This window comes from Kitasatospora sp. NPDC023176 (assembly GCF_055560495.1).
Window position 1 is genome coordinate 140,843 of sequence record NZ_JBVHIP010000002.1, and the last position, 22,094, is coordinate 162,936.

A 22,094-nucleotide genomic window follows, 5' to 3' on the forward strand; every position below is an offset into this window, starting at 1 on the left:
CGCGGTGCCTCTCTGGGGGTGCCGGTCAGAGCCGGGTGTCGATGAAGCGGAGCAGTTCGTCGTCGTCGGCGTCGGCCAGCTCGTCGGCCGCGACGGTGGCGGTCGCCGTGGCCTCCGGAGCAGCTGCCGGTTCGAGCCGCTGCAGCAGCGTGCGCAGCCGGGCGGTGAGGTCCTCGCGGGCGGCCCCGTCCACGGCGGTGAGGGTGCGCTCCAGGGTGTCGAGGGCGGCGGTGGCGGCCCGCTGTTCCTGGACGGAGCCCAGCAGGTGGCGCAGCTGTTCGGCGACGGCGGCCGGGTTCGGGTGGTCGTAGACCAGCGTCGCGGGGAGTTTGGCGCCGGTCAGCTGAGCGAGCCGGTCGCGCAGTTCGAGGGCCATCAGGGAGTCGAAGCCGGCGTACTCGAAGGGTTCCCCGGCCGGGATCCGCTCGTCCGCCCCGAGCACCTCGGAGGCCGCGGCGCGGACCAGTTCGAGCAGGGCGCCCGGGTCGGTGGCGACCAGCCGTACGGGCTGCGGCTCGGCGCTGCCGGGCGCCGGGTCCGTGGTGTGCGGCGCGGCGAGGTCCCGGAGCAGCGCGGGGGCGGGGTGCTGGATCGCTGCGGTGTCCAGGGCCAGGGGTACCAGCACCGGACGGCCGTCGGCGAGGCCCGCGTCGAACAGCCGCAGCGCCTCGGCGGGCCGGAGCGGCCGTACGCCGGTGCGGGCCAGTCGGGCGCGGTCGGCGCGGCCCAGGCTGGCCGTCATGCCGTCGGGGGCGTCCCAGGAGCCCCAGGCCAGCGAGACGCCGGGTCGGCCGGCGGCCCGGCGGCGCGTCGCGAGGGCGTCCAGGAAGGCGTTGGCCGCCGCATAGCCGGCCTGGCCGGCTGTCCCGACGACTCCGGCGGCGGAGGAGCAGAGCACCAGGGCGACGGGGGTGGGGAGGTCGCGGGTGGCCTGGTCCAGCCAGCGGGCGGCGTCCGCCTTCGGGCGCAGCACGGTGGCGAGGCGGTCGGGGGTCTGCGAGCCGACCACCGCGTCGTCCAGGACGCCGGCGGCGTGGACGACGACGGTCAGCGGCGCCTCGGCCGGGACGCCGGCGACCAGCGCGCGCACCTGCTCGCGGTCGGCGGCATCGCACTGGACGGCCTCGGCGTGGGCGCCCAACTCGGCCAGTTCGGCGCAGAGTTCGGCGGCGCCCGGCGCCGCCGGGCCGCGCCGGGAGGCGAGCAAGAGGCGGCGGATGCCGTGCCTGGTCACCAGGTGGCGGGCGATCAGCCGGCCCAGCAGTCCGGTGCCGCCGGTGATCAGTGCGGTACCGGCGGGATCGAGCACCGGGCCGTCGGTCGCGGGCGCGGCCGGGGCCAGGCGGGGCACCCGGACGGCCGCGCCACGGACGGCGAACTGCGGTTCGTCCGCCGCCACCGCCTCGGCCAGGGCGGCGCCGACCGCTCGGGCGCAGGCCTCGGGGGTCGCGTCGGCGGGCAGGTCGAGGTCGGCGAGGAGGAGCCGGCCGGGGTGCTCGGTCTGCGCCGAGCGGACCAGTCCGCCGACCGCGGCCTGCGCCGGGTCCACCGGCTCGTCCTGTTGGGTCGCGACGCCGTACCGGGTGGCCACGACCAGGCGGCGGTCCTCGGAGCGGGGTTCGGCGAGGAAGGCCTGGACGGCCGTCAGCACCCGGGTGGTCGACCGCCGGACGCTCTCGGCGTCGTCGGCGGCCTGGTCGGCCATCGGCAGGAGCAGCAGCCAGTCCGAGGATTCCGGCAGCGCCGTGAGGTCCGCGACCGGCGTCACGCGGACGGGCTCCGCGCCCCGCGCGGGCAGGTCGCGCCAGGCGATCCGGAACAGCGCTCCCCCGTCGGCCGGTGCCTGCGACCGGGGTGTCTCCGGCCAGTACCGCCTCCCCCGGAACGGGTAGGTCGGCAGGTCGACCCGGCGCGCGCCGGGCGGGATCAGCGGCGTCCAGTCGACGGGCACGCCCCGGACGAACGCCTCCGCGAGCGAGCGGGCGAACCGGTCCCGGCCGCCGTCGCCGCGGGTCAGCGTCCCGCAGACCGCGGCCGCCGGACCCGCCCCGGTGTCGGCGAGGGTCGCCTCGATCGCCGCGCCCAGCACCGGGTGGGCGCTGATCTCGACGAAGGCCGCGAAGCCCTCGTCCGCGAGCGCCCGTAGCGCCGGTTCGAAGCGCACCGGCCGGCGCAGGTTGCGGTACCAGTAGTCGGGCCCGACCGGGCCGGTGAGCCACGCGCCGTCGACCGTCGAGTACCAGGGCACCGCCGGGGCCGAGGAGCGCACCCCGTCCAGGAGCCGGAGCAGCTCAGGTTCCAGCTCCGCCACCTGCGCGGTGTGGGAGGCGTAGTCGACCGGGATCATCCGCACGTCGATGCCGCGGCCCGCCAGTTCGCCGTGGAAGTCGCTGAGCGCCGTGCTCGCCCCGCCGACCACGGTGCGCTCCGGCCCGTTCACCGCGGCGATCTCGACTCCCTTGCCGCAGGCGCGGATCCAGTCCCGGACCCGGCGTTCGGTCAGCGGTACGGAGAGCATCCCGCCGCTGCCCGCGAGCCGCTCGCCGATGGCCCGGCTGCGCAGGGCGACCGTCCGGGCGGCGTCCGCCAGGGACAGCGCGCCCGCCACGCAGGCCGCCGCGATCTCGCCCTGGGAGTGGCCGAGCACCGCCGCCGGGCGGACGCCGTAGGACTCCCAGAGGGCGGCGAGCGAGACCATCACGGCGAAGGACACCGGCTGGGCGACGTCCACCCGGTCCAGCGGCGGGGCGTCCGGCGCGCTGTGGACGACGTCGGCGAGCGACCAGTCGACGTACGGGGCGAGGGCCCGCTCGCAGGCGGCCATCCGCTCCGCGAAGACCGGCTCGGCCTGCCACAACTCCCGCCCCATTCCTGCCCATTGGGTGCCCTGGCCGGGGAAGACGAAGACCACGTCCTGGTCCGTCCGGTCGGCCGGTACGGCTCCCGTGACCAGTCCGGGCGCCTCCCCGCCCGCCGCCAGGGCCCGCAGCGCCGCGCGGACGGCCGCCGGCTCCGCCGCCATCACGACGGCCCGCCGCTCGAACAGGGTCCGCCCGGTGATCAGGGACAGCGCCGCGTCCTGCGGGCGGACCCCGCCGTCCAGCAGCTCGGCCAGCCGCCCGGCCTGGGCCGCCAGCGCCTCCGGTGTCCGCGCGGACACCGGCAGCGGCACCAACGGCGGCACGAGCGGCGGCACGAGCGGTGCCGACTCACCGTCAGAGGCGTCCGCCCGCTCTGGCGGGGCCTGTTCCAGCACCACATGGGCGTTGGTCCCGCTGATCCCGAAGGAGGAGACCGCGGCCCGGCGCGGGCGCCGCCGCTCGGGCCAGCGGCTGGTCTCGGTCCGCAGCCGCACCGCGCCCCCGGACCAGTCGACCCGGCTGCTCGGCCGGTCGACGTGCAGGGTGCGCGGCAGCACCCCGTGCTGCAGCGCCAGCACCGTCGCGGCCACGCCGACGGCGCCGGCCGCCGCCTGGGTGTGGCCCAGGTTGGACTTCACCGAGCCCAGCAGCAGCGGCTCGGCGCGGTCCGGCCCGTAGGCCGCGATCAGCGCCTGGGCCTCGATCGGATCGCCCAGCACGGTGCCGGTGCCGTGCGCCTCCACCGCGTCGACCTCGTCCGGGCCGAGTCCGGCGTCGGCCAGGGCCCGGCGGATCACCCGCTGCTGGGCGGGGCCGTTGGGCGCGGTGAGGCCGTTGGAGGCGCCGTCCTGGTTGACGGCGGAGCCGCGCACCAGCGCGAGCGGGCGGCGGCCGGCCCGGCTTGCGGCGGAGAGCCGTTCCAGCACGAGGACGGCCGCGCCCTCGGCCCAGCCGGTACCGTCCGCGGCTTCGGCGAACGGCTTGCACCGCCCGTCGGGGGCGATGGCGCGCTGACGGGAGAACTCGACGAAGGCGTCCGCCGTGGCCATCACCGTCGCGCCGCCGACCAGCGCCATGGTGCACTCGCCGGTCCGCAGCGAGCGCAGCGCCAGGTGCAGGGCCACCAGCGAGGAGGAGCAGGCGGTGTCCACCGCGACGGCCGGGCCGTGGGTGCCGAGGACGTACGCGACCCGGCCGGCCGCGATGCTGGTGGCGCCGCCGGTGACCCGGTAGCCGTCGGCCGCCCGGGAGACCGGGACGCGCTCGGTGTAGCCGTTGGCGAACACGCCGGTGAACACCCCGACGTCCTGGCCGCGCAGGGCGGTGGGGGCGATGCCGGCGCGTTCCAGCGCCTCCCAGGTGGTCTCCAGCAGCAGCCGCTGCTGGGGGTCCATCGCGGCGGCCTCGCGCGGGGAGATGCCGAAGAAGTCGGCGTCGAAGAGCGCGGCGGCGGCGAGGAAGCCGCCGTGCCGGGTGTCGGAGCGGCCGGGGGCCTCGGGGTCGGGGTCGCCGAGGGTGGCGAGGTCCCAGCCGCGGTCCTCGGGGAAGCCGGAGACGGTGTCCCGTTCCTCGGTGAGCAGCTGCCACAGCGCCTCGGGGGTGGTGATGCCGCCGGGCAGCCGGACGGCCATGCCGGTGATCACGACCGGGTCGTCCTCGGCGGCCTCGGGGGGCGGCGGCTGCTCGTCCGCTGGAGTGGTTTCGCCGAGGCGGGCGCGCAGCAGCTCGACCACGGCGGCCGGGGTCGGGTGGTCGAAGGCGAGTGTCACGGGCAGGGTCAAGCCGGTCGCGGCGGCCAGCTGGTCGCGTAGCAGGACGGCCTTGAGCGAGTCCATGCCGAGCGCGGCGAAGCTCGTGGTGGCGCCGTAGCGGCGGCCGGGCGGGAAACCGAGGGCCGTCTCGGTGGCGGCGGCGACCAGGGCGGCCAGGCCGTCCCGGCCGGTCGGGCGCGGATCGGTCGGGCAGGGATCGGTCGGGCAGGGGTCGGTCGGGCGCGGGGCCGGCAGGGCGTCGTCCCCACTGGGCAGCAAGGCCCGCAGCGCCGCCTGGTCCGCCTTCCCGGCGCCGTTGCGCGGGATCTCCTCGACCAGGTGCAGCCGGACCGGGAGCTTGTGCGGAGCCAGCCGGTCGGCGGCGAACTCCCGTAGCGCCTCCAGGGTCGGGGCGTCGCCGGGCTCGGCCACGGCCACCGCCACCACGGTCTCGCCCCACTCCCGGTGCGCGGCCCCGAGCACGGCGACCTCCCGCAGACCGGGGCAGCCGGCCAGGGCCCGTTCGACCTCGGCCGGGTAGACCTTCTCGCCGTTCTGGATGATCACGTTCTTCAGCCGGTCCACCAGGTACAGGCAGCCGTCGGCGTCCAGCCGTCCCAGGTCGCCGCTGCGGAACCAGCCGTCGGCGTCCCGCAGGGTCTGCTCGCCGCGCCAGTAGCCGGGTGAGACGTGCTTGCCGCGCACCCACACCTCGCCCGGCTCGTCCGGCCCGGCGACGTCCGCGCCGGTCTCCGGGTCGACGATCCGCAGCTGGGTGAAGGGCATCGCCCGGCCCGCCGAGCCGGCCTTGGTGACGGTGAGTCCGGCCGGCAGGTAGCTGGCGAAGCAGGCGGTCTCGGTCAGTCCCCAGGCCTGCTGCAGCATCACCCCGCGCGCCGCGTAGTCGAGCACGAGCCCGGCCGGTACGGGCGCGCCGGCCACCACGGCGCCGCGCAGCGCGGAGAGGTCGGCCTCGGCGAAGCCGGGCTGGCGGGCGAGCAGGGCGTACATCGAGGGGACGGCGAAGAAGGTGTCGACCTTCAGTTCGACCAGGTCGCGCAGGGTGCGCTCGGGGTCGAAGCGGCGGCGCAGCACGGTGGTGCCGCCGTGGCCGAGGTTGCGCAGGGTGAAGCAGTTGAGCCCGCCGATGTGCGACAGCGGGGTGACCACCAGGTTGACGTCGTCCTCGCGGGTGGCCATCGCCGCGTCGATGTTGGCGGCGTTCCACCAGATGTTGCCGTGGGTGAGCCGCACGCCCTTGGGGCGGCCGGTGGTGCCGGAGGTGTACAGCAGGACGGCGAGGTCCTCGGCGTCCAGCGGCGCGGGCGGGCGGGGCGGCTGCGCGGCGGCGGCCAGGGCGGCGGCCAGCGGCGTCCAGTGCGCGTCCGGCGCTTCGGTCACCGGGCCCGGCGGTGCGGTCACGGGGGCGGCCGGGTCGTCGTCCACCAGCAGCAGCCGCGCCCCCAACGCCCGGTCCACCAAGGGCGCGTGGCCCGGCTCGGCCACCACCGTGCGGGCTTCGCAGTCCCGCAGCAGCTCGGTCACCTCGGCGGCGCCGAGCCGGTGGTTGACCGGGACGAAGGCGGCGCCGAGCCAGCTGCAGGCGAGGTACGTGACCAGCAGGGTCGGGCTGTTCAGCCCCAGGTAGGCGACCCGGCTGCGGGCCGTCACCCCGCCCTCGGCGAGCACCTCGGCGAGCCGCCCGGCCCGGTCCAGCAGCTCGGGGTAGCCGATGACGGCTTCCTCGTAGTGCAGGGCCGGGCCGGCTCCGGGCCGCTGGGCCGCGCGGCGCAGCGCGTCGATCGGGGTGATCTCCAGATGCATGGTCGTCCTCCTGGTCGGGCGGGGCGCGGTCAGGCGGTGGGTACGGGCGGGCCGGCGGGTCCGGGCGGTCCGGCGGGTCCGGCGCCGGCCGGGGGTGGCGGGAGCCAGCCGGTCCGGACGAAGAAGTCCACGTAGCGCCGGAACAGCGGCAAGTCGATCGGCGGGCAGGCGATGCCGGTGCCTGCCAGGGCCCGTTCGGCGACGGAGACGTCCATCAGCGGGTGGACGGCCTCGTGGCCGGCGATCCGCTCGAACGGGTCGAGCAGCGGGGTGAGCGCGTTGCCCGGGTCGGCACGCACCGCGCGCCGCCAGGCCGACAACTCCACCTCGGGCAGCGAATACCCCAACTCCCTCAGATATCCGGTCAGTTCACCGTACCCCTCGGTGCTGGTGTTCTGCAGGTGGAAGGTCCGGCCGGCGTTCCCGCGCTGTCCGGCGAGGGTGGTGATGGCCGCGCTGATGTAGTCGACGGGGGCCAGATGAACGGCGCCCGCGGCCGCCAGCCCGGCCGGGACGGCCCCGGCCTGGACCAGGCCCTTGAGGCTCAGCCAGAAGAAGTCCCTGGTCTGGCAGGCTCCGTGGACCTGGTCGCCGCAGATCACGTCGGCCCGGTAGACCGTCACGGGCAGTCCGCGCTCCTGGGCGATCGCCACCACCTGCTCGGCCACCCACTTGCTCTGCGCGTAGCCGTTGGCCAGCGCCTGTGGCGGGCCGGTGGGGGCCGACACGGCGCGCGGACCGGGCACCGCGGCCTCGGGCGTGAACACGGCGGTGGAGGAGACGTGGTGCACCGGCACCGTGCGGTGCCGGGCGGCCAGCCGGAGCACCTCCCGGGTGCCGTCCACGTTGGCGGCCCTGAGTTCGGCGTACGGGCGCAGCCAGTTGACGGCGGCCCCGGCGTGGTGGACCACGTCGACGATCCGGGCCAGCCGGTCGAACTCCAGCTCGGTCAGGCCGAGTCGGGGCTGCGCGAGGTCGCCGACCACGATCGCGAGCCGGTCCTGGTCGATCTCGTCCCACACCCGGTACCAGCGCAGCCGTTCGCGCAGCCGTTCGGAGGCCGCGGCGGGGTCGGCGGCGCGCACCAGGCAGTGGACGGTCGCCTTGGTGGAGCGCATCAGGTCGCGCAGCAGGAAGGCGCCGAGGAAGCCGGTCGCGCCGGTCAGCAGGACCTCCCGGGGCTCGGCGGCCTCCGCGACCACCTCGGCGGCCGGGCGCACCTCCTCGTCCAGGCGGACGTCGGCCGCGAAGTCCCAGGCCCCGGTGGTCGTGGTGGTCGAGTTGGTCGAGGTGGTCGAGGTGGACGCGGCGGTCGCGGCGAGTGCCGCCAGCAGGTGGTCCGCCAGCGCGGCCGGGGTCGGGTGGGTGAACACCGCCCCGGGCGCCAGCCGCAGGCCGGTCAACGCGTCCAGCCGGTTGCGCAGGTGGACGGCGGCGAGGGAGTCGAAGCCCAGCGCGGGGAAGGCGTCCTCGGCGCCGACGGCGGCCGCGTCCGGATGGCCGAGCACCCGGCCGGCCTCCCGGCGGACCAGCTCGACGGCCTCCGCGTGCCGCCGCTCCGGCGGCAGCGCGGCGATCGTCCGGGCGAACGGCTCCGGCTCGCCCTCGCCCGTCCCGGCGCGGGGCCGGGGCGGCAGCGGCGCGAGGCCGGTGAACACCGTCGGGAGGTCGGCCGGCCGGCGCCGCAGGACGGCGAGGTCCAGCGGGGCGGCCAGTACGGCGGGCCGCAGGCCGGCCAGCGCCGCGTCCAGCAGCGCCGGGCCGTCGGCGGCGGTGACCGGGCGCAGCCCGCTGCGGGCGATCCGCCGCAGGTCCGCCTCGCCCAGGTGCCCGGCCATGCCGCCCTCGCCCTGCCACAGGCCCCAGGCGATCGAGGTCGCGGGCAGGCCGAGTCCGGCCCGGTGCTCCGCGAGGGCGTCCAGGAAGGTGTTGGCGGCGGCGTAGTTGGCCTGGCCCGGTCCGCCGACGATCCCGGCGACCGAGGAGAACAGCACGAAGGCGGACGGCCGGTACGGGAGCGTCAGCTCGTGCAGGTGCCAGGCGGCGTCCACTTTGGGGCGCAGCACCGCGGCCAGCCGCTCGGGACTCAGCGCGGCGAGCAGGCCGTCGTCCAGCACCCCGGCCGCGTGCACGACGGCGGTCAGCGGCCGGTCGGCGGGGACGGTCGCCAGCAGCGCGGCGAGCGCGGCCTGGTCGGCGGCGTCGCAGGCGGCCACGGTGGCCTGCGCCCCGAGCGCCGCGAGTTCGGCCACCAGGGCGGGCGCGCCGGGGGCCGCGAGCCCGCGCCGGCCGGTGAGCAGCAGGCGGGTCACGCCGTGGCGGCGTACCAGGTGGCGGGCGAACACCGCGCCGAGGGCGCCGGTACCGCCGGTGAGCAGGACGGTACCGCCGGTGGGCAGGACGGTGCGGCGGGCGGGCAGGACGGTGCCGCCGGTGGGCATGGTCGGGGTTCCGGTGTCGGACGGGGTTCCGGTGTCGGACGGGGTCATCGGCACGGCCCGGGCCAGGCGCGGGACCAGGAGGCGGCCGGCCCGGATCGCCGCCTGGGGTTCGCCGGAGGCGAGCAGCCCGGGGAGGGCGGCGGTGGCGGCCGGGTCGCCGTCGAGATCGAGGTCGACGAGGACGATCCGGTCGGGGGCCTCGGACTGGGCCGAGCGCAGCAGACCCCACACGGTGGCGGCCGCCGGGTCGGTCGCCCCGGCCACGGCTCCGCTGGTCGCGACCACCAGCGGCACGGTGGCGGCGCGTTCGTCCGCCAGCCAGGTCTGGGCCAACTCCATCGCCCTCAGGGCCAGTTGATGAGCCTGCGCCGGAACGTCGGCGCCGGCCACGGGCGTCAGCGGGGCGAGCACGGCGTCGTACCCGCCGATCGTGTCCAGTACCTCCGCGAGGTGTTCGACCCTGCGGCCCAAGGGCGTGGTCGGCCCGGCACCGAGCACGGCCCAGGTCAACGGCGGCACCGAGGCCGGCGGGGTGACCGGCACCCAGTCCACCTGGAACAGCCCGTCCCGCGCCCGGGCCCGCTCCGCCTCGGCCGCCTGGTCGCGCCCGGCCGACGGCCGCAGGACCACGGCGTCCACGGAGGCGACCGGACGGCCGACGGGGTCGGTCAGCCGCAGCGCGGTACCGTCCGGCCCGGGGCTGATCCGGGCCCGTACCAAGGTGGCGCCGGCGGCGTACAGCCGGACCCCGCGCCACTCGGCGGCGAGCCCGGGGCCGGTGCAGCGCAGCACCGCGTCCAGCAGCTCCGGCGGCAGGCCCCAGTCGTCCGCCTCCTCCGGGAGGGCCACCTCGGCGAACAGCTCCCCGTCCGTCCGCCAGAGCGCCGTCACCCCGTCGAGGTCCGTGTCCAGCGTCTCCGCGCCCGGCGGCGGCCAGGCCGCACCATCCGCGACCGGCCGGGCGGCACCCCGGCTGAGCGCGCCCGAGGCGGACGGCGCCCAGGCCCCGCTCTCCCCCGCCCGGGTGTGGACGGTGAAGGCCCGTCGGCCGTCACCGTCCGCCGGGGCGAGCACCAACTGTGCTTCCACCGCCGCGCGTTGCTCGTCCACCACCAGGTCGTCCAGCACGCCGTACCCGGCCTCCTCCCCCGCCCGCAGGGCCAGTTCCACCAGCTCGGCCGGCGAGCCGCCGGGCAGCCGGCCGGCGAACACCAGCTCGCCGCGCCCGGCCAGTTCCGTGACGCCGGTCAGCAGCGGGTGTCCGAGCGCCCGGCCGACTGCCTGCCCCACGGTCCGGGAGGGCGTCAGCCAGTACCGCTGCCGCTCGAACGGGTACGTCGGCAGTTCGGCCGCCCCCGTCCGCCGCGGCGGGCCGAGGACCGTACGCCAGTCGACCGGCACCCCGGCCGCCCACAGCGCGCCCAGCGCGCCGATCAGGCCGGGCGCCTCGGCGGTACCCGCCCGTACGCTCGGCAGTGCCGTGACCTGCCGGTCGCCGCCGTCCAGGCAGGCACCGATCAGCGGCGACAGCACCGCGTCCGGCCCCACCTCCAGCGCCACGCCGACCCCCTGGGCCGCCAGGGTGCGGACGGCGTCCAGGAAGCGCACCGGGCGGCGCAGTTGGGCGCTCCAGTGGTCCGGGGAGCACAGGTCCCCGGCGGTGGCGAGGCGACCGGTCACCGTGGAGACCAGCGGCAGCGTCGGCGCGGCCAGCCGGACGCCCGCCACCGCCCGCCGGAACTCCGGGAGCATCGCGTCCAGCCCGGCCGAGTGCACGGCCCGGCTGATCGTCAGCCGGCGCACCCGGCGGCCGCGCCGCTCGACCTCGGCGGCGACCTCGCCCACCGCCTCGGCGTCGCCGGACACCACCACCGACGCCGGCGCGTTGACGGCCGCCAGCGACACCTGCTCGCCGTGCCGCGCCAGCAGCTCGACCGCCTCCGCCTCGGAGGCCTCCAGCGCCACCACCGCCGCGTCGGCGGGCAGCGCCTCGACCAGCCGGCCGCGGACGGCGAGCAGGGTCGCAGCGTCCGGCAGCGACAGCACCCCGGCCACGTGGGCGGCGGTTAGTTCGCCGACCGAGTGCCCGGCCACCACGTCGGGCCGCACCCCGAAGGACTCCAGCAGCCGGAACAGCGCGACCTCGAAGGCGAACACCGCGGCCTGCGCGTACCCGAAGCGCTCCAGGGCTCCCCCGCCGTCCAGCACCTCGCCGAGCGGCGCCGACAGGTGCGGGTCCAGCGCGGCGCAGACCTCGTCGAAGGCCGTCGCGAACGCCGGGAACGCCCGGTGGAGTCCGCGCCCCTGCTCCGGGCGCTGCGAACCGTGCCCGGGGAACACGAAGGCGAGCCGCCCCGGCCGGACGGGCTCCCGGTCCGACTCCCCGTCCGGCCGGTCGGTGAGCGCGCGCAGGCCGCGCAGCAGGGTGTCCTCGTCGGCGCCGACCAGGGCGGCCCGGTGCCTGAGCGCGGCGCGGCCGGTGGCGAGGGTCTCGGCCACCTCCCGGGGTGAGGTTCCGGGGTGGCGTTCGAGGTGCTCCAGCAGCCGGGCGGCCTGGGCGCGCAGGCCGGTCGCCGTCGCGGCGGACAGCAGCCAGGGGACGGCGGGCAGTGGCGGGGCCTCGGGCGCGGGTTCGGGCGCGGGCTCAGACACGGGTTCAGCCTCGGGTGCCTGTTCCAGCAGCACGTGGGCGTTGGTCCCGCTCACGCCGAACCCGGACACACCCGCGCGGCGCGGCCGACCTGTCGGGGGCCAGGGCCGCCGCGAGGTGAGCAGTTCGACCCCGCCGGACGGCCAGTCGACCAGCGGGGTCGGCCCGTCCACGTGGAGCGTCGGGGGCAGCACGCCGTGCCGCAGTGCCTGCACCGTCTTGATCACCCCGCCGATCCCGGCGGCGGCCGTCGCGTGCCCGAGGTTGGACTTGACCGAGCCCAGCAGCAGCGGTCGTCCGACCGGCCGGTCCGCGCCGTAGACGGCCTGGAGGGCCTGCGCCTCGATGGGGTCGCCGAGCCTGGTGCCGGTGCCGTGTCCTTCGACGGCGTCGACCTCGGCGGGGGTGAGTCCGGCGTCGGCCAGGGCGCCGCGGATCACCCGTTCCTGGGCGGTGCCGTTGGGCGCGGTCAGCCCGTTGGAGGCGCCGTCCTGGTTGACGGCCGTGCCGCGCACCACCGCGAGCACCCGGTGACCGTGGCGGCGGGCGTCGGCGAGCCGCTCCAGCAGGACGAGCCCGGCGCCCTCGGCCCAGCCGGTGCCGTCGGCCGCCGCGGCGTAGGACTTGCAGCGGCCGTCCGGGGCCAGGCCGCGCTGCCGGGCGAAGTCGACGAAGCCGAGCGGCGAGGCGAGTACCGTCACCCCGCCCGCCAGGGCCAGCGTCGACTCGCCGTCGCGCAGCGAGCGTACGGCCAGGTGCAGGGCCACCAGCGAGGAGGAGCAGGCGGTGTCGACGGTGACGGCCGGGCCGTGGAAGCCGAAGGTGTACGCGATCCGGCCGGAGACCACGCTGCCCAGGCGCCCGGTCAGCAGGTAGCCCTCGTACTCGGCCGGGGTGTCCGGGCCGAGGTAGGACTGCTCGGTGGCGCCGGCGAACACCCCGACGTCGGTGCCGCGCAGGGTGGTCGGGTCGATGCCTGCGTGCTCGAACACCTCCCAGGCGGTCTCCAGCAGGAGCCGCTGCTGCGGGTCCATGGCGGTGGCCTCGCGCGGGGAGATGCCGAAGAACCCGGCGTCGAAGCGGGTGGCGGTGTCCACGAAGCCGCCCTCGCGGGCGTAGGAGGTGCCGGGTACGGCCGGGTCGGGGTCGTAGAGGGCGTCGAGGTCCCAGCCGCGGTCGGTGGGGAAGGGCGTGACGGCGTCCCGGGCGTCGAGCACCAGCCGCCACAGGTCGTCGGGCGAGGCGACGCCGCCGGGGAGGCGGCAGGCCATGCCGACGATCGCGATCGGCTCGCCCGAGGGCGAGGGCGAGGGCCGGGTCAACTGCTGCTGCGCGGACTCCAGTTCGGCGATCCGGCGGCGTGCTTCGCGCAGGTCGGCGGTGACCCAGCGCAGGTAGTCGACGAGCTTCTCCTCGTCCGACATGGTGGATTCCTCTCTCGGCGGGCGTGCTGTCAGCTCCGGAACCGACCGGTGCTGTCAGCTCCGGGCCCGGCCGAGCTCGTTGTCGATGAGGTCGAACAGCTCGTCCTTGGTGGCGGTTTCCAGCCGCCCGAAGCGGTCGAGCAGTTCCCGCAGACGTTCGGTGACGGCGAGGAGGTCCGCGCCGCCGACCGGCAGGCTCGCCAACGCCTCCTCCAGCCGGTCGACTTCGGCGAGCACGGTGAGCTGGTCCGGCCCGTTCCTCTCGGCCAGCCGGTCGAGCAGCAGGTCGGCCACCGCGTCCGGGGTGGGGTGGTTGAACAGCACGGTGACCGGCAGCTCGATCCCGGCGAGTGCGGCCAGCCGGTTGCGCAGCTGGACGGCGGTGAGCGAGTCGAAGCCGAACTCCCGGAAGGGGCGGGACACTTCGATGGTGGCCGGGTCGGCGATCCGCAGGACGGCCGCCGCCTCGGTGCGCACCGCGTCCAGCAGCTGGGCGCGCCGCTCCCCGGCGGGCAGCTCGGCGACGCGCCGGGCGAGCGCCCCCGCGTCGACCGTCGCCGCGGCAGACGGAGCGGACTGAGCCGACGAAGCGGGCGGGACCCCGGGATTCGCCGGTGTGGTCGGCTCCAGCCAGTAACGCTCACGCTGGAACGGGTAGGTCGGCAGGTCGACGTGCCGGGCGCTGGTCCCCGCGAAGAAGGCGGACCAGTCGACGGCCGCCCCGGCCACGTACCGATCGGCCAGCGCCCGTACGACGGCATGCGGCGCGTCCTCCCCGACCGCGGCCACCAGCACGCCCCCCAGCCCCTCCGCTGCCGGCCCCTCCGTCACCGGCCCCTCCCCCGCCAGGGCGCGCTCGGCCCAGGCCTCCGCATCCGCCCACCACTCGACGCGCTCCTCACCACCGCTCACCGCCGACCCCAGGGGCGAGGTCCGCGCGGCGAAGGCCAGCGCCGAAACCTCCCGCCGGAACTCCGCCCGGGCCGCCGGGTCGTCGCCCTGCCGGAGCAACCGCCCGCGGGCCGCGAGCAGCGCCACCGCGTCCGGCGCGGAGAGCACCCCGGCCAGGTGGGCGGCCACCACCTCGCCACTCCCCACACCCACCACCACCGGCCTCAATCCCCAAGCCGTGTAAAGGCGGTGAAGCGCCACCTGCCCGGCGAACCCGCCCGCCGCCCCGGCAACCGCGGCCGCTTCGTCGTACGCTGCCGCGAACACCGGGAAGGCGGAACGGAGTTCAGCCACCGCATTCGAACCGGGCCCGTCCCCGTCCGGGCACAGGAAGACCGTCCGCGCCTCCCCCTCCGTCCGCCGGACCCCGTCCGTTCCGACCCTTCCGGCCAACTCTCCCAGCGCGTCGATGAGTTCGGCAGCCGTACGGCCGACCACCGCCGCCCGGTACGGCAGCGCCGCCCGGGTGACGGCCAGCGCCCGGGCGACATCCCGGTGGTCCGGCACCGCCCCCGGGCCGCCGACCAGCGCCAGCAGGTCCCGCGCCCGCTCCGCCAAGGCCGGGGCGGAGCGCGCCGAGAGCACCCACGGCACCACCGGCAGCACGACCGACGGCTCGACCGGCTCCTCCGGCGGGGCCTCCTCCAGGATCACGTGCGCGTTCGTCCCCCCGAGCCCGAAGGAGGACACCGCCGCCCGGCGCGGACGGTCGACCGCAGGCCAGTCGCGGGCCTCGGTGAGCAGGGCGAGCGCCCCCGAGTCCCAGTCCACGTGCGGGGAGGGCTGTTCGGCGTGCAGCGTCGCGGGCAGCCGGCCGCGCCGCAGCGCCTCCACCGTCTTGATCACCCCGCCCACCCCGGCGGCGGCCTGGGCGTGCCCGAGGTTGGACTTGAGCGAGCCCAGCCACACCGGCCGCCCCGGCGAGCGCTGCCCGTAGGTGCGCAGCAGGGCCCGGGCCTCGATCGGGTCGCCGAGCGCCGTCCCGGTGCCGTGGGCTTCGACCGCGTCGATGTCCTCGGTGGTCAGCCGGGCGTCCGCGAGGGCGGCGCGGATCACCCGTTCCTGGGCGGGGCCGTTGGGCGCGGTGAGGCCGTTGGAGGCACCGTCCTGGTTGACGGCCGAACCCCGGACCACGGCGAGCACCCGTCGGCCGTCCCGGCGCGCGTCGGAAAGCCGGGCGAGCATCAGCAGCCCGGCGCCCTCGCCCCAGCCGACGCCGTCGGCGGACGCCGAGAAGGCCTTGCACCGCCCGTCCGGGGCGAGGGCGCGCTGGCGGGAGAAGCCGAGGAAGGCGGCGGTGGTGGCCATCACCGTCACGCCGCCGGCCAGGGCGAGGTCGCACTCGCCGCGGCGCAGCGCCGCGCAGGCCAGGTGGAGGGCGACGAGCGAGGAGGAGCAGGCGGTGTCGACGCTGACGGCGGGGCCCTCCAGGCCGAAGGCGTAGGCGAGTCGGCCTGAGAGGATGCCGGGGGCGCTGCCGCTGAACAGGTAGCCCTCGAAGTCCTCGCGGGGCAGGTGGGGCCGGCTGCCGTAGTCGTTGTACATCACTCCGGCGAACACCCCGGTGCGGCTGCCGCGGAGGGTCTCGGGCGCGATTCCGGCGCGTTCGCAGGCCTCCCAGGCGATTTCCAGCAGAATGCGCTGCTGGGGATCGGTGCTGAGGGCCTCTCTCGGGGACATGCCGAAGAATTCGGCGTCGAATCGATCGGCGTCGTACAGGAATCCGCCTTGTTCGACGTAGCTGGTGCCGACGGTGTCGGGGTCGGGGTGGAACAGGGAGTCGAGCGGCCAGCCCCTGTTCGCCGGGAATCCGCCGACCGCGTCGACACCGTCGGCGGCCAGTTTCCAGAGCAGTTCCGGGGAGTCGGCGCCGCCGGGGTAGCGGCAGGCGGTGCCGATGATCGCGACCGGTTCGGACTGCCGCTCCTCCAGGGCCCGCAGCCGTTCCCGGGTGTCGACGGCGTCGGCGACCACGCGCTTGAGGTACTGGCGCAGGGTGTCATTGTCGGCCACGTGGGTCTCCGGTCCTGGGTCGGGCGGGCAGGGCGGCGCGACGTCGGACGATCGCGGACGCACCCTAGCCGGGTAGCTGATCTCTATCAGATCTGACCCGCCGTCAACATTTCGACCAGGAAAGTATGCAGAGCATGCAATCGGCCCGGCGTTTCCGAGGCAGCGTCACAATGCCTTTCCTCCAGGCATGTTCGGATACGATCACCGAGCCCTCCCCACCCAATCCGATTTCTCGGGACCACTCTTGGCACTCGGCAGGTCGTCCCGGCTGCCCTCGCTCACCGGCCTGCGCTTCGTCGCGGCCGCGGCGGTGGTCGCCCAGCACTCCAGCCTGATCTGGACCCACGGGCACGGCGAGAGCGCCACCCTGCTCCGGCTGGGCTTCGCCGCGGTGACGTTCTTCTTTCTGCTCAGCGGCTTCCTGCTGACCTGGGCGTGGCGGCCGGACCAGCCGGTCCGGGTGTTCTGGCGCCGCCGGACGGCCCGGATCATGCCCACCCACCTGGTGACCCTGCTCGCCGGCGTGCTGCTGCTCGCGGCCGCGGGGCAGACCGTGCCGCTGCGGGCCTGGCTGCCCAACGCGCTGCTCGTCCAGACCTGGTCGCCCGGCTTCGACCTGCTCGACCCCGGGGTGAACGGGGTGTCCTGGTCGCTCTGCTGCGACCTGGCCTTCTACCTGCTGTTCCCCGTCATCGCCCGGCGAACGGCCGCGATCCGCTCCGAGCGGCTCTGGCACTGGGCCGCGGCGGCCGTCGCCGCGATCCTGCTGATCCCGCTGCTGCTCACGGCGGCGCGGCCGCTGCTCGGCGGGCCGCCCTTCGGCCTAGGACTGACGCTGCGTCAGATCTGGCTGGGCTACACCTTCCCGCCCACCCGGATACCGGAGTTCCTGCTCGGCATGGTGCTGGCCCGGCTGGTCCAGGAGGGCCGGCTCGACCGCGTACGGACCTGGCACGGCGCCGCCGCCTTCGCGCTGCTCTACCCGCTCGACCACGCCTCCCCGCTGCTGTTCGGCGTCGCCGCGATCACCGCCCTCCCCCTGGCCGCGCTGATCGCGGGAGCCGCCAACGCGGACCGGCTGGACCGGCCGTCCTGGCTCGCCCACCCGCTGGCCGAGCGGCTCGGGGCGCTCTCCCTGACGCTCTACCTGACGCACTACCTGGTGATCGAGCACGGCGACGCGCTGCTCGACCCCTACGGCACGGCCGATGGACTCCGCCGGCCGCTGTACACGGTCGTCCTGGCCGCCGCCTCGCTGGCGGCCGCCTGGCTGCTGCACACCTTCGTCGAGGAGCCGATGGTGCGCGTCCTGAACGGACCGCGCCGCGCCCGGCCCGCCGAACTCCTCGCCACCGCCGACCGGAGGGAAACCCCATGACCACCACCCGCACCCCCGTCGCCGTGCTCGGCCTCGGCCTGATGGGCACGGCCCTCGCCGACGCCTTCCTGAGCGCCGGGCACCCCACCACGGTCTGGAACCGCACCGCCGCCCGCGCCGACGGCCCGGCCGCCCGGGGCGCCCACCGCGCCGCGACCCCCGCCGAGGCGGTGGCGGCGGCGCCGCTGGTCGTGCTGTGCCTCGGCGACCATCGCGCCGTGGCCGAAGTCCTCGACGCCGCAGGCGCCGCCCTGAGCGGCCGGGTCCTGGTCGACGTCACCTCCGGCACCTCCGCGGACGCCGCCGCCGTCGCCGCGACGGCGGCCCGCCACGGCGCGCAGAGCCTCGACGGCGCCCTGCTGGCCACCCCCGACGCCATCGGCCTCACCGAGACCACCGTGCTCTACAGCGGCCCCGAGGCCGCCTTCCGCGCCCACCAGCCGACCCTGACCGCGCTCGGCGGCTGCCCCACCTACCTCGGCGAGGGCACCGGGCTCGCCTCGCTGCACGACCTCGCGCTGCTGACCGTCCTGTGGTCCGGCCTCAACGGATTCCTGCACGCGGCGGCGCTGCTGCGCACCGCCGGGATCGGCGCGACGGAGTTCGCGCCGAGCGCCGAGCTGCTGTTCGGCAGCATGGACGGCTTCCTGTCCCGCTACGCCCGGCAGATCGACGAGGGCGACTACCCGGCCGAGGACTCGGCCCTGCGCACCCACCTGGCGGCGGCCGCCCACCTCCTGGCGGAGAGCGAGCGGCGCGGCCTCAACCCCGCCCTGCCCCGACACCTGACGGCCGTCATGGAGGCGGTGGCGGCGCGCGGCCACGCCGCCGACAGCTACGCCGCCGTCATCGGCCACTTCGCCAAGCCGACGGCGTAGCCGGGCCCGACCGCGCGGGCCCTGACGACCGGGCTCACCCCTCGGCCGCCGCCTCCCGCAGCCTTCCGGCCGCGATCAGCTCCGCCACCAGCGCGATGTCCCGCTCCATCCCCCGGTCCCCGTCCATCACCGGCGACACCCCGCGCACCGCCGCGTGCACGGCCGCCGTCGGGCCGCTGAGCCGTTCGACGCCGCGCAGGTCGGCGGCCTGGCAGAGGGCGAGCAGGTGGATCGCCGCTGTCTGACGCACCAGTTCGATGACCGTCCGGGCGTCCCGGGCGGCGATGGTGCCCATGCTGACCTTGTCCTGGTTGTGGGCCTCGGTGGAGCGGGAGAACGAGGTCGCGGGCATGGTCAGCTTGAGTGCCTCGGCGACCAGCGAGGAGGCCGCCAGCTGGAGGGACTTGAAGCCGTGGTGCAGCCCGGCCTCCCAACTGTCGTCCGGGAAGCGCGGGATGAGGTTCGCGGTGAGCCCGTTGTTGTACTTCTCGTCCACCACCAGCTGCAACTGCCGTTCCAGCAGGTCGCCGACGCTGGCGGCGGCGGTCTTCAGCGAGTCCATCGCCTGGCCGATGTGCCCGCCGTAGAAGTTGCCGCCGTTGACGACCACGCCCGCCTCGGTGTCGAACAGCGGGTTGTCGTTGGAGGAGTTGATCTCCACGTGGGTCCAGTCGGTGGCGAAGCCGAGGGTGTCCCGCAGCACGCCGTTGACGTGCGGGGCGCAGCGGATCGAGTACCGGTCCTGGACGGCCTCGGCGAGCCGGCGGTAGCCCGTCCCGTCGGGCATGACGTCGGCCGGGCCCACGCCCCCGTCCCCCGCGAAGGGGCCGACGCCGTCCCGGCCGAGCAGCCGGCGCACCGTCCGGGCGGAGTCCGCGGTGCCCGGGTGCGGCTTGTGGTCGAAGACGAACGGGTCGAAGTGGCGCGGATTGCCGTTCAGGACCTGGGAGGCGAGCGCCGTGCACAGGTCGGCGGCGAAGGCGAGTTCGGTCGCGTCCCGCAGCGCCAGCACGGCGAATCCGGCCATGAAGGAGGTGCCGTTGACCAGCGCCAGTCCCTCCTTGGAGGCGAGCACCACCGGCTCCAGCCCCGCCTCCCCGAGCGCCTCGGCGGCGGGCCGGGCCTCACCCCGGTGGAGCACCGTGCCGTGCCCGGTGAGCATCGCCCCGAGGTAGCTGAGCGGCACGAGGTCACCGCTCGCCCCCACCGAGCCGCGCTCCGGCACGACCGGCAGGATGTCCGCTTCCAGGCAGTCCAGCAGCAGTTGGACGACCTCCGGGCGGATCCCGGAGTTGCCGCGCGCCAGGCAGTTCGCCCGGGCGATCACCGTCGCCCGCACCACGTCGGGCGAAGCCGCCGGGCCGACACCGCAGTTGAAGCCGCGGATCAGGTTGGCCTGCAGCGCCTCGACCTTGCGCGGCGAGATCTGCCGGGTGTTGCTGTCACCGAAACCGGAGGTGACGCCGTACACCCGCTGCCCGGAGTCGACGATCGCGTTCTTGAGGTCCACCGACCGCTTCATCCGGTGCACCGCGCCGTCCGCCAGCACCACCCGCCACGCCCCCGGCCGACGGGCGGCCGCCGCGGTCTCCTTGACGGTCAGCGAGCGGCCGTCGAGCAGCAGTTCCGCTCTGGGCGCACCGGCGGTGGCGGGGCGCTGCTGGGTCCTCTGCGGGCTCCGGGTGCTGTCAGACGACAACTCGACTCTCCTGTCTACGGGCCGTCCGGAGGCCGTCAACCGGCCTCGGACGGGCCTTGGGCGGGCCTTCGGGCGGGCCGTGGTGACGCGACGGCGGACACCCGAGGCCGATGGGGGGAACGACTTCGACTCCCCCCTGTTGATCTCCTATCACCCTACGTCACCACGCTCCACTCGCCGCAACACGCCAGCTGATACGCCACGGCCCGCACCCCCGGGGGTCGGGGTGCGGGCCAGTGCCGGTCGGCGGGGGCCACTCAACCCAGGGCGCGGTCCAGGTTGAACGCGGCGCTGATCAGCGAGAGATGGGTGAACGCCTGCGGGAAGTTGCCGAGTTGCTCCCCGGTCCGGCCGATCTCCTCGGCGTAGAGGCCCAGGTGGTTGGCGTAGGTGAGCATCTTCTCGAAGGCCAGCCGGGCCTCCTCGAGGCGTCCGGCGCGGGTGAGCGCCTCGACGTACCAGAAGGAGCAGATCGAGAAAGTCCCCTCGGAGCCGTGCAGCCCGTCCGGACTGGCCCCGGGGTCGTAGCGGTAGACCAGGGAGTCGGAGACCAGGTCCCTGCTGAGCGCGTCCAGAGTCGCGAGCCACTTGGGGTCGGTGGGCGAGACGAACTTGGCCATCGGCATCATCAGCACGGAGGCGTCGAGCACGTCGGCGCCCAGTGACTGGGCGAACGCCCCGCGCTCGGCGGACCAGCCCTCCCGCATGATCTGCCGGTAGATCGCGTCCCGGTTGCGCTGCCAGCGGGGCAGATCGGCCGGCAGGCCGCGCCGGTGGGCCATCCGGATGGCCCGTTCGATCGCCACCCAGCACATCAGCCGCGAGTAGACGAAGTCCTGGCGGCCACCCCTGGTCTCCCAGACGCCCTCGTCGGGCTGGTCCCAGTGGTCGCAGAGCCAGTCCACGACGGCGCCGACCTCGTCCCAGTGGTCGCTGCTGATCGGCTGACCCCACTTGTCGTACAGGTAGACGGAGTCGATCAGCGCCCCGTAGATGTCGAGTTGGAGCTGATGGGTGGCGGCGTTCCCGACCCGCACCGGGGCGGAGCCGAGGTACCCCTCCAGGTGGCGCAGTTCGGACTCCGGCAGGTCGCTGCGCCCGTCGATGCCGTACATGATCTGCAGCGGGCCGGTCGGGCCGGCGCCCCGCATGATGCCGCGCTCGGACAGGAAGCCCATGAACGCCTCGGCCTCGGAGGTGAAGCCCAGCCGGAGCATGGCGTAGACGCAGAACGCGGCGTCGCGGACCCACACGTACCGGTAGTCCCAGTTGCGCTCACCGCCGACCCGCTCGGGCAGGCTGGTCGTCGGCGCGGCCACGATCGCACCGGTCGGCGCGTAGGTGAGCAGCTTCAGCACCAGCGCGGAGCGGTGCACCATCTCCCGCCAGCGGCCGCGGTAGCGCGAGCGGCCCATCCAGTTGCTCCAGAACCGGACGGTCGCCTCGAACTGCTCCTCCGCCTCGGCGTGCGGACAGGCCCGCGGCCGGACGTCACCGCCGATCCGGTCGAGCGCGAACACCACGGACTCGCCCTCCAGTAGCTTGAAGTGCGACCACACGTCCGTGCCGTCGCACTCCAACGGCGCGGTGGAGGTCAGCGCCAACGACATCGACGGCGCCTCGAAGACCGCCTCGTGGGCCTGTACCCGCGCCGTGTGCCGCTCCGCCCCGTAACCGAACCGGGGCGCCACCCGTGCCGCGAACGGCAGCGTCCCCCGCACGCAGATCACCCGCCGGATCAGCCGGTGCCGGGAGGACTCGCGCGACTCGTCGACGACCGGCATGAAGTCCTGGATCTCCGCGACGCCGTCCGCCGCGTAGAACCGGGTGATCAGCACATTGGTGTCGGGGAAGTAGAACTGTCTGGTCCGCGCCGGCACGTCGGCGGCCAGCTTGAACGACCCGCCCCGCTCGGCGTCCAGGATGGACCCGAACACGCTCGGCGCGTCGAACCGCGGGCAGCAGTACCAGTCGATGGTCCCGTCCGTCGCGACCAGCGCGGCGGTCCGGAGATCACCGATCAGCCCGTGCTCGGAGATCGGCGGATAGCGCGAACCGCCCACCCGCCCGGACCCGCTCCCGAACTCCATCCCGGCCTCCCTACCATCTCGCCATGGCAGCCACGGGGATCAAGAGGACCACCTCTCATGGTAGGCCGCCCCCGGAAACCGGCACGGCGGACCGGAGAGCAGCCAAGTCGTACCCGCTTCCCATCCGGTGGGTC

General features: G+C 75.7%; 7 protein-coding genes. 2 read left to right on the forward strand and 5 right to left on the reverse strand.

Annotated features, from left to right (window positions below; all coding sequences use genetic code 11):
- Positions 1–25: 25 nt before the first annotated feature.
- Genes ACZ3YL_RS04865 through ACZ3YL_RS04875 form a run of 3 tightly spaced genes read right to left on the reverse strand, consistent with a single transcriptional unit; the run spans position 26 to position 15,915 of the window.
- A complete protein-coding gene (locus tag ACZ3YL_RS04865; RefSeq protein ID WP_465655440.1) occupies positions 26–6,436 on the reverse strand; it encodes a type I polyketide synthase in 6,411 nt (2,136 codons plus the stop codon).
- 29 nt (positions 6,437–6,465) lie between these two features.
- A complete protein-coding gene (locus ACZ3YL_RS04870; protein ID WP_465655442.1) occupies positions 6,466–12,951 on the reverse strand; it encodes a thioester reductase domain-containing protein in 6,486 nt (2,161 codons plus the stop codon).
- Positions 12,952–13,005: 54 nt separating this feature from the next.
- Positions 13,006–15,915, reverse strand: coding sequence for a type I polyketide synthase (locus tag ACZ3YL_RS04875; RefSeq protein ID WP_465655444.1), 2,910 nt, complete (start codon positions 15,913–15,915; stop codon positions 13,006–13,008).
- A 244-nt stretch (positions 15,916–16,159) separates the two neighbouring features.
- Between ACZ3YL_RS04875 and ACZ3YL_RS04880 the strand changes: the two genes are divergently transcribed.
- Together ACZ3YL_RS04880 and ACZ3YL_RS04885 are read left to right on the forward strand one after the other, a co-directional pair.
- Positions 16,160–17,293 carry an acyltransferase family protein gene (locus tag ACZ3YL_RS04880; RefSeq protein WP_188306478.1) on the forward strand — a complete coding sequence of 378 codons (1,134 nt, stop codon included), beginning with the start codon at positions 16,160–16,162 and terminating at the stop codon, positions 17,291–17,293.
- The gene (locus tag ACZ3YL_RS04885) at positions 17,290–18,171 is read left to right on the forward strand and encodes an NAD(P)-dependent oxidoreductase (RefSeq protein ID WP_465655446.1); all 882 of its coding nucleotides are present in this window, start codon (positions 17,290–17,292) and stop codon (positions 18,169–18,171) included. Before ACZ3YL_RS04880 ends, ACZ3YL_RS04885 begins: the two co-directional genes overlap by 4 nt.
- Positions 18,172–18,205: 34 nt before the next feature.
- Here ACZ3YL_RS04885 and ACZ3YL_RS04890 read toward each other — a convergent pair whose 3' ends face one another.
- Both ACZ3YL_RS04890 and ACZ3YL_RS04895 read right to left on the reverse strand, forming a co-directional pair.
- On the reverse strand, positions 18,206–19,870 hold the full coding sequence (locus ACZ3YL_RS04890) for an HAL/PAL/TAL family ammonia-lyase (RefSeq protein WP_188304973.1): 1,665 nt from the start codon (positions 19,868–19,870) through the stop codon (positions 18,206–18,208).
- Between the two features lie 257 nt (positions 19,871–20,127).
- On the reverse strand, positions 20,128–21,960 hold the full coding sequence (locus ACZ3YL_RS04895) for a glycoside hydrolase family 15 protein (RefSeq protein ID WP_188304974.1): 1,833 nt from the start codon (positions 21,958–21,960) through the stop codon (positions 20,128–20,130).
- Between the last annotated feature and the right edge of the window lie 134 nt (positions 21,961–22,094).

Bases quoted from the DNA above. Each gene is read 5' to 3' on its own strand.
- ACZ3YL_RS04865 (WP_465655440.1), bottom strand. From the start codon at position 6,436: ATGCATCTGGAGATCACCCCGATCGACGCGCTGCGCCGCGCGGCCCAG.
- ACZ3YL_RS04870 (WP_465655442.1), bottom strand. From the start codon at position 12,951: ATGTCGGACGAGGAGAAGCTCGTCGACTACCTGCGCTGGGTCACCGCC.
- ACZ3YL_RS04885 (WP_465655446.1), top strand. From the start codon at position 17,290: ATGACCACCACCCGCACCCCCGTCGCCGTGCTCGGCCTCGGCCTGATG.
- ACZ3YL_RS04895 (WP_188304974.1), bottom strand. From the start codon at position 21,960: ATGGAGTTCGGGAGCGGGTCCGGGCGGGTGGGCGGTTCGCGCTATCCG.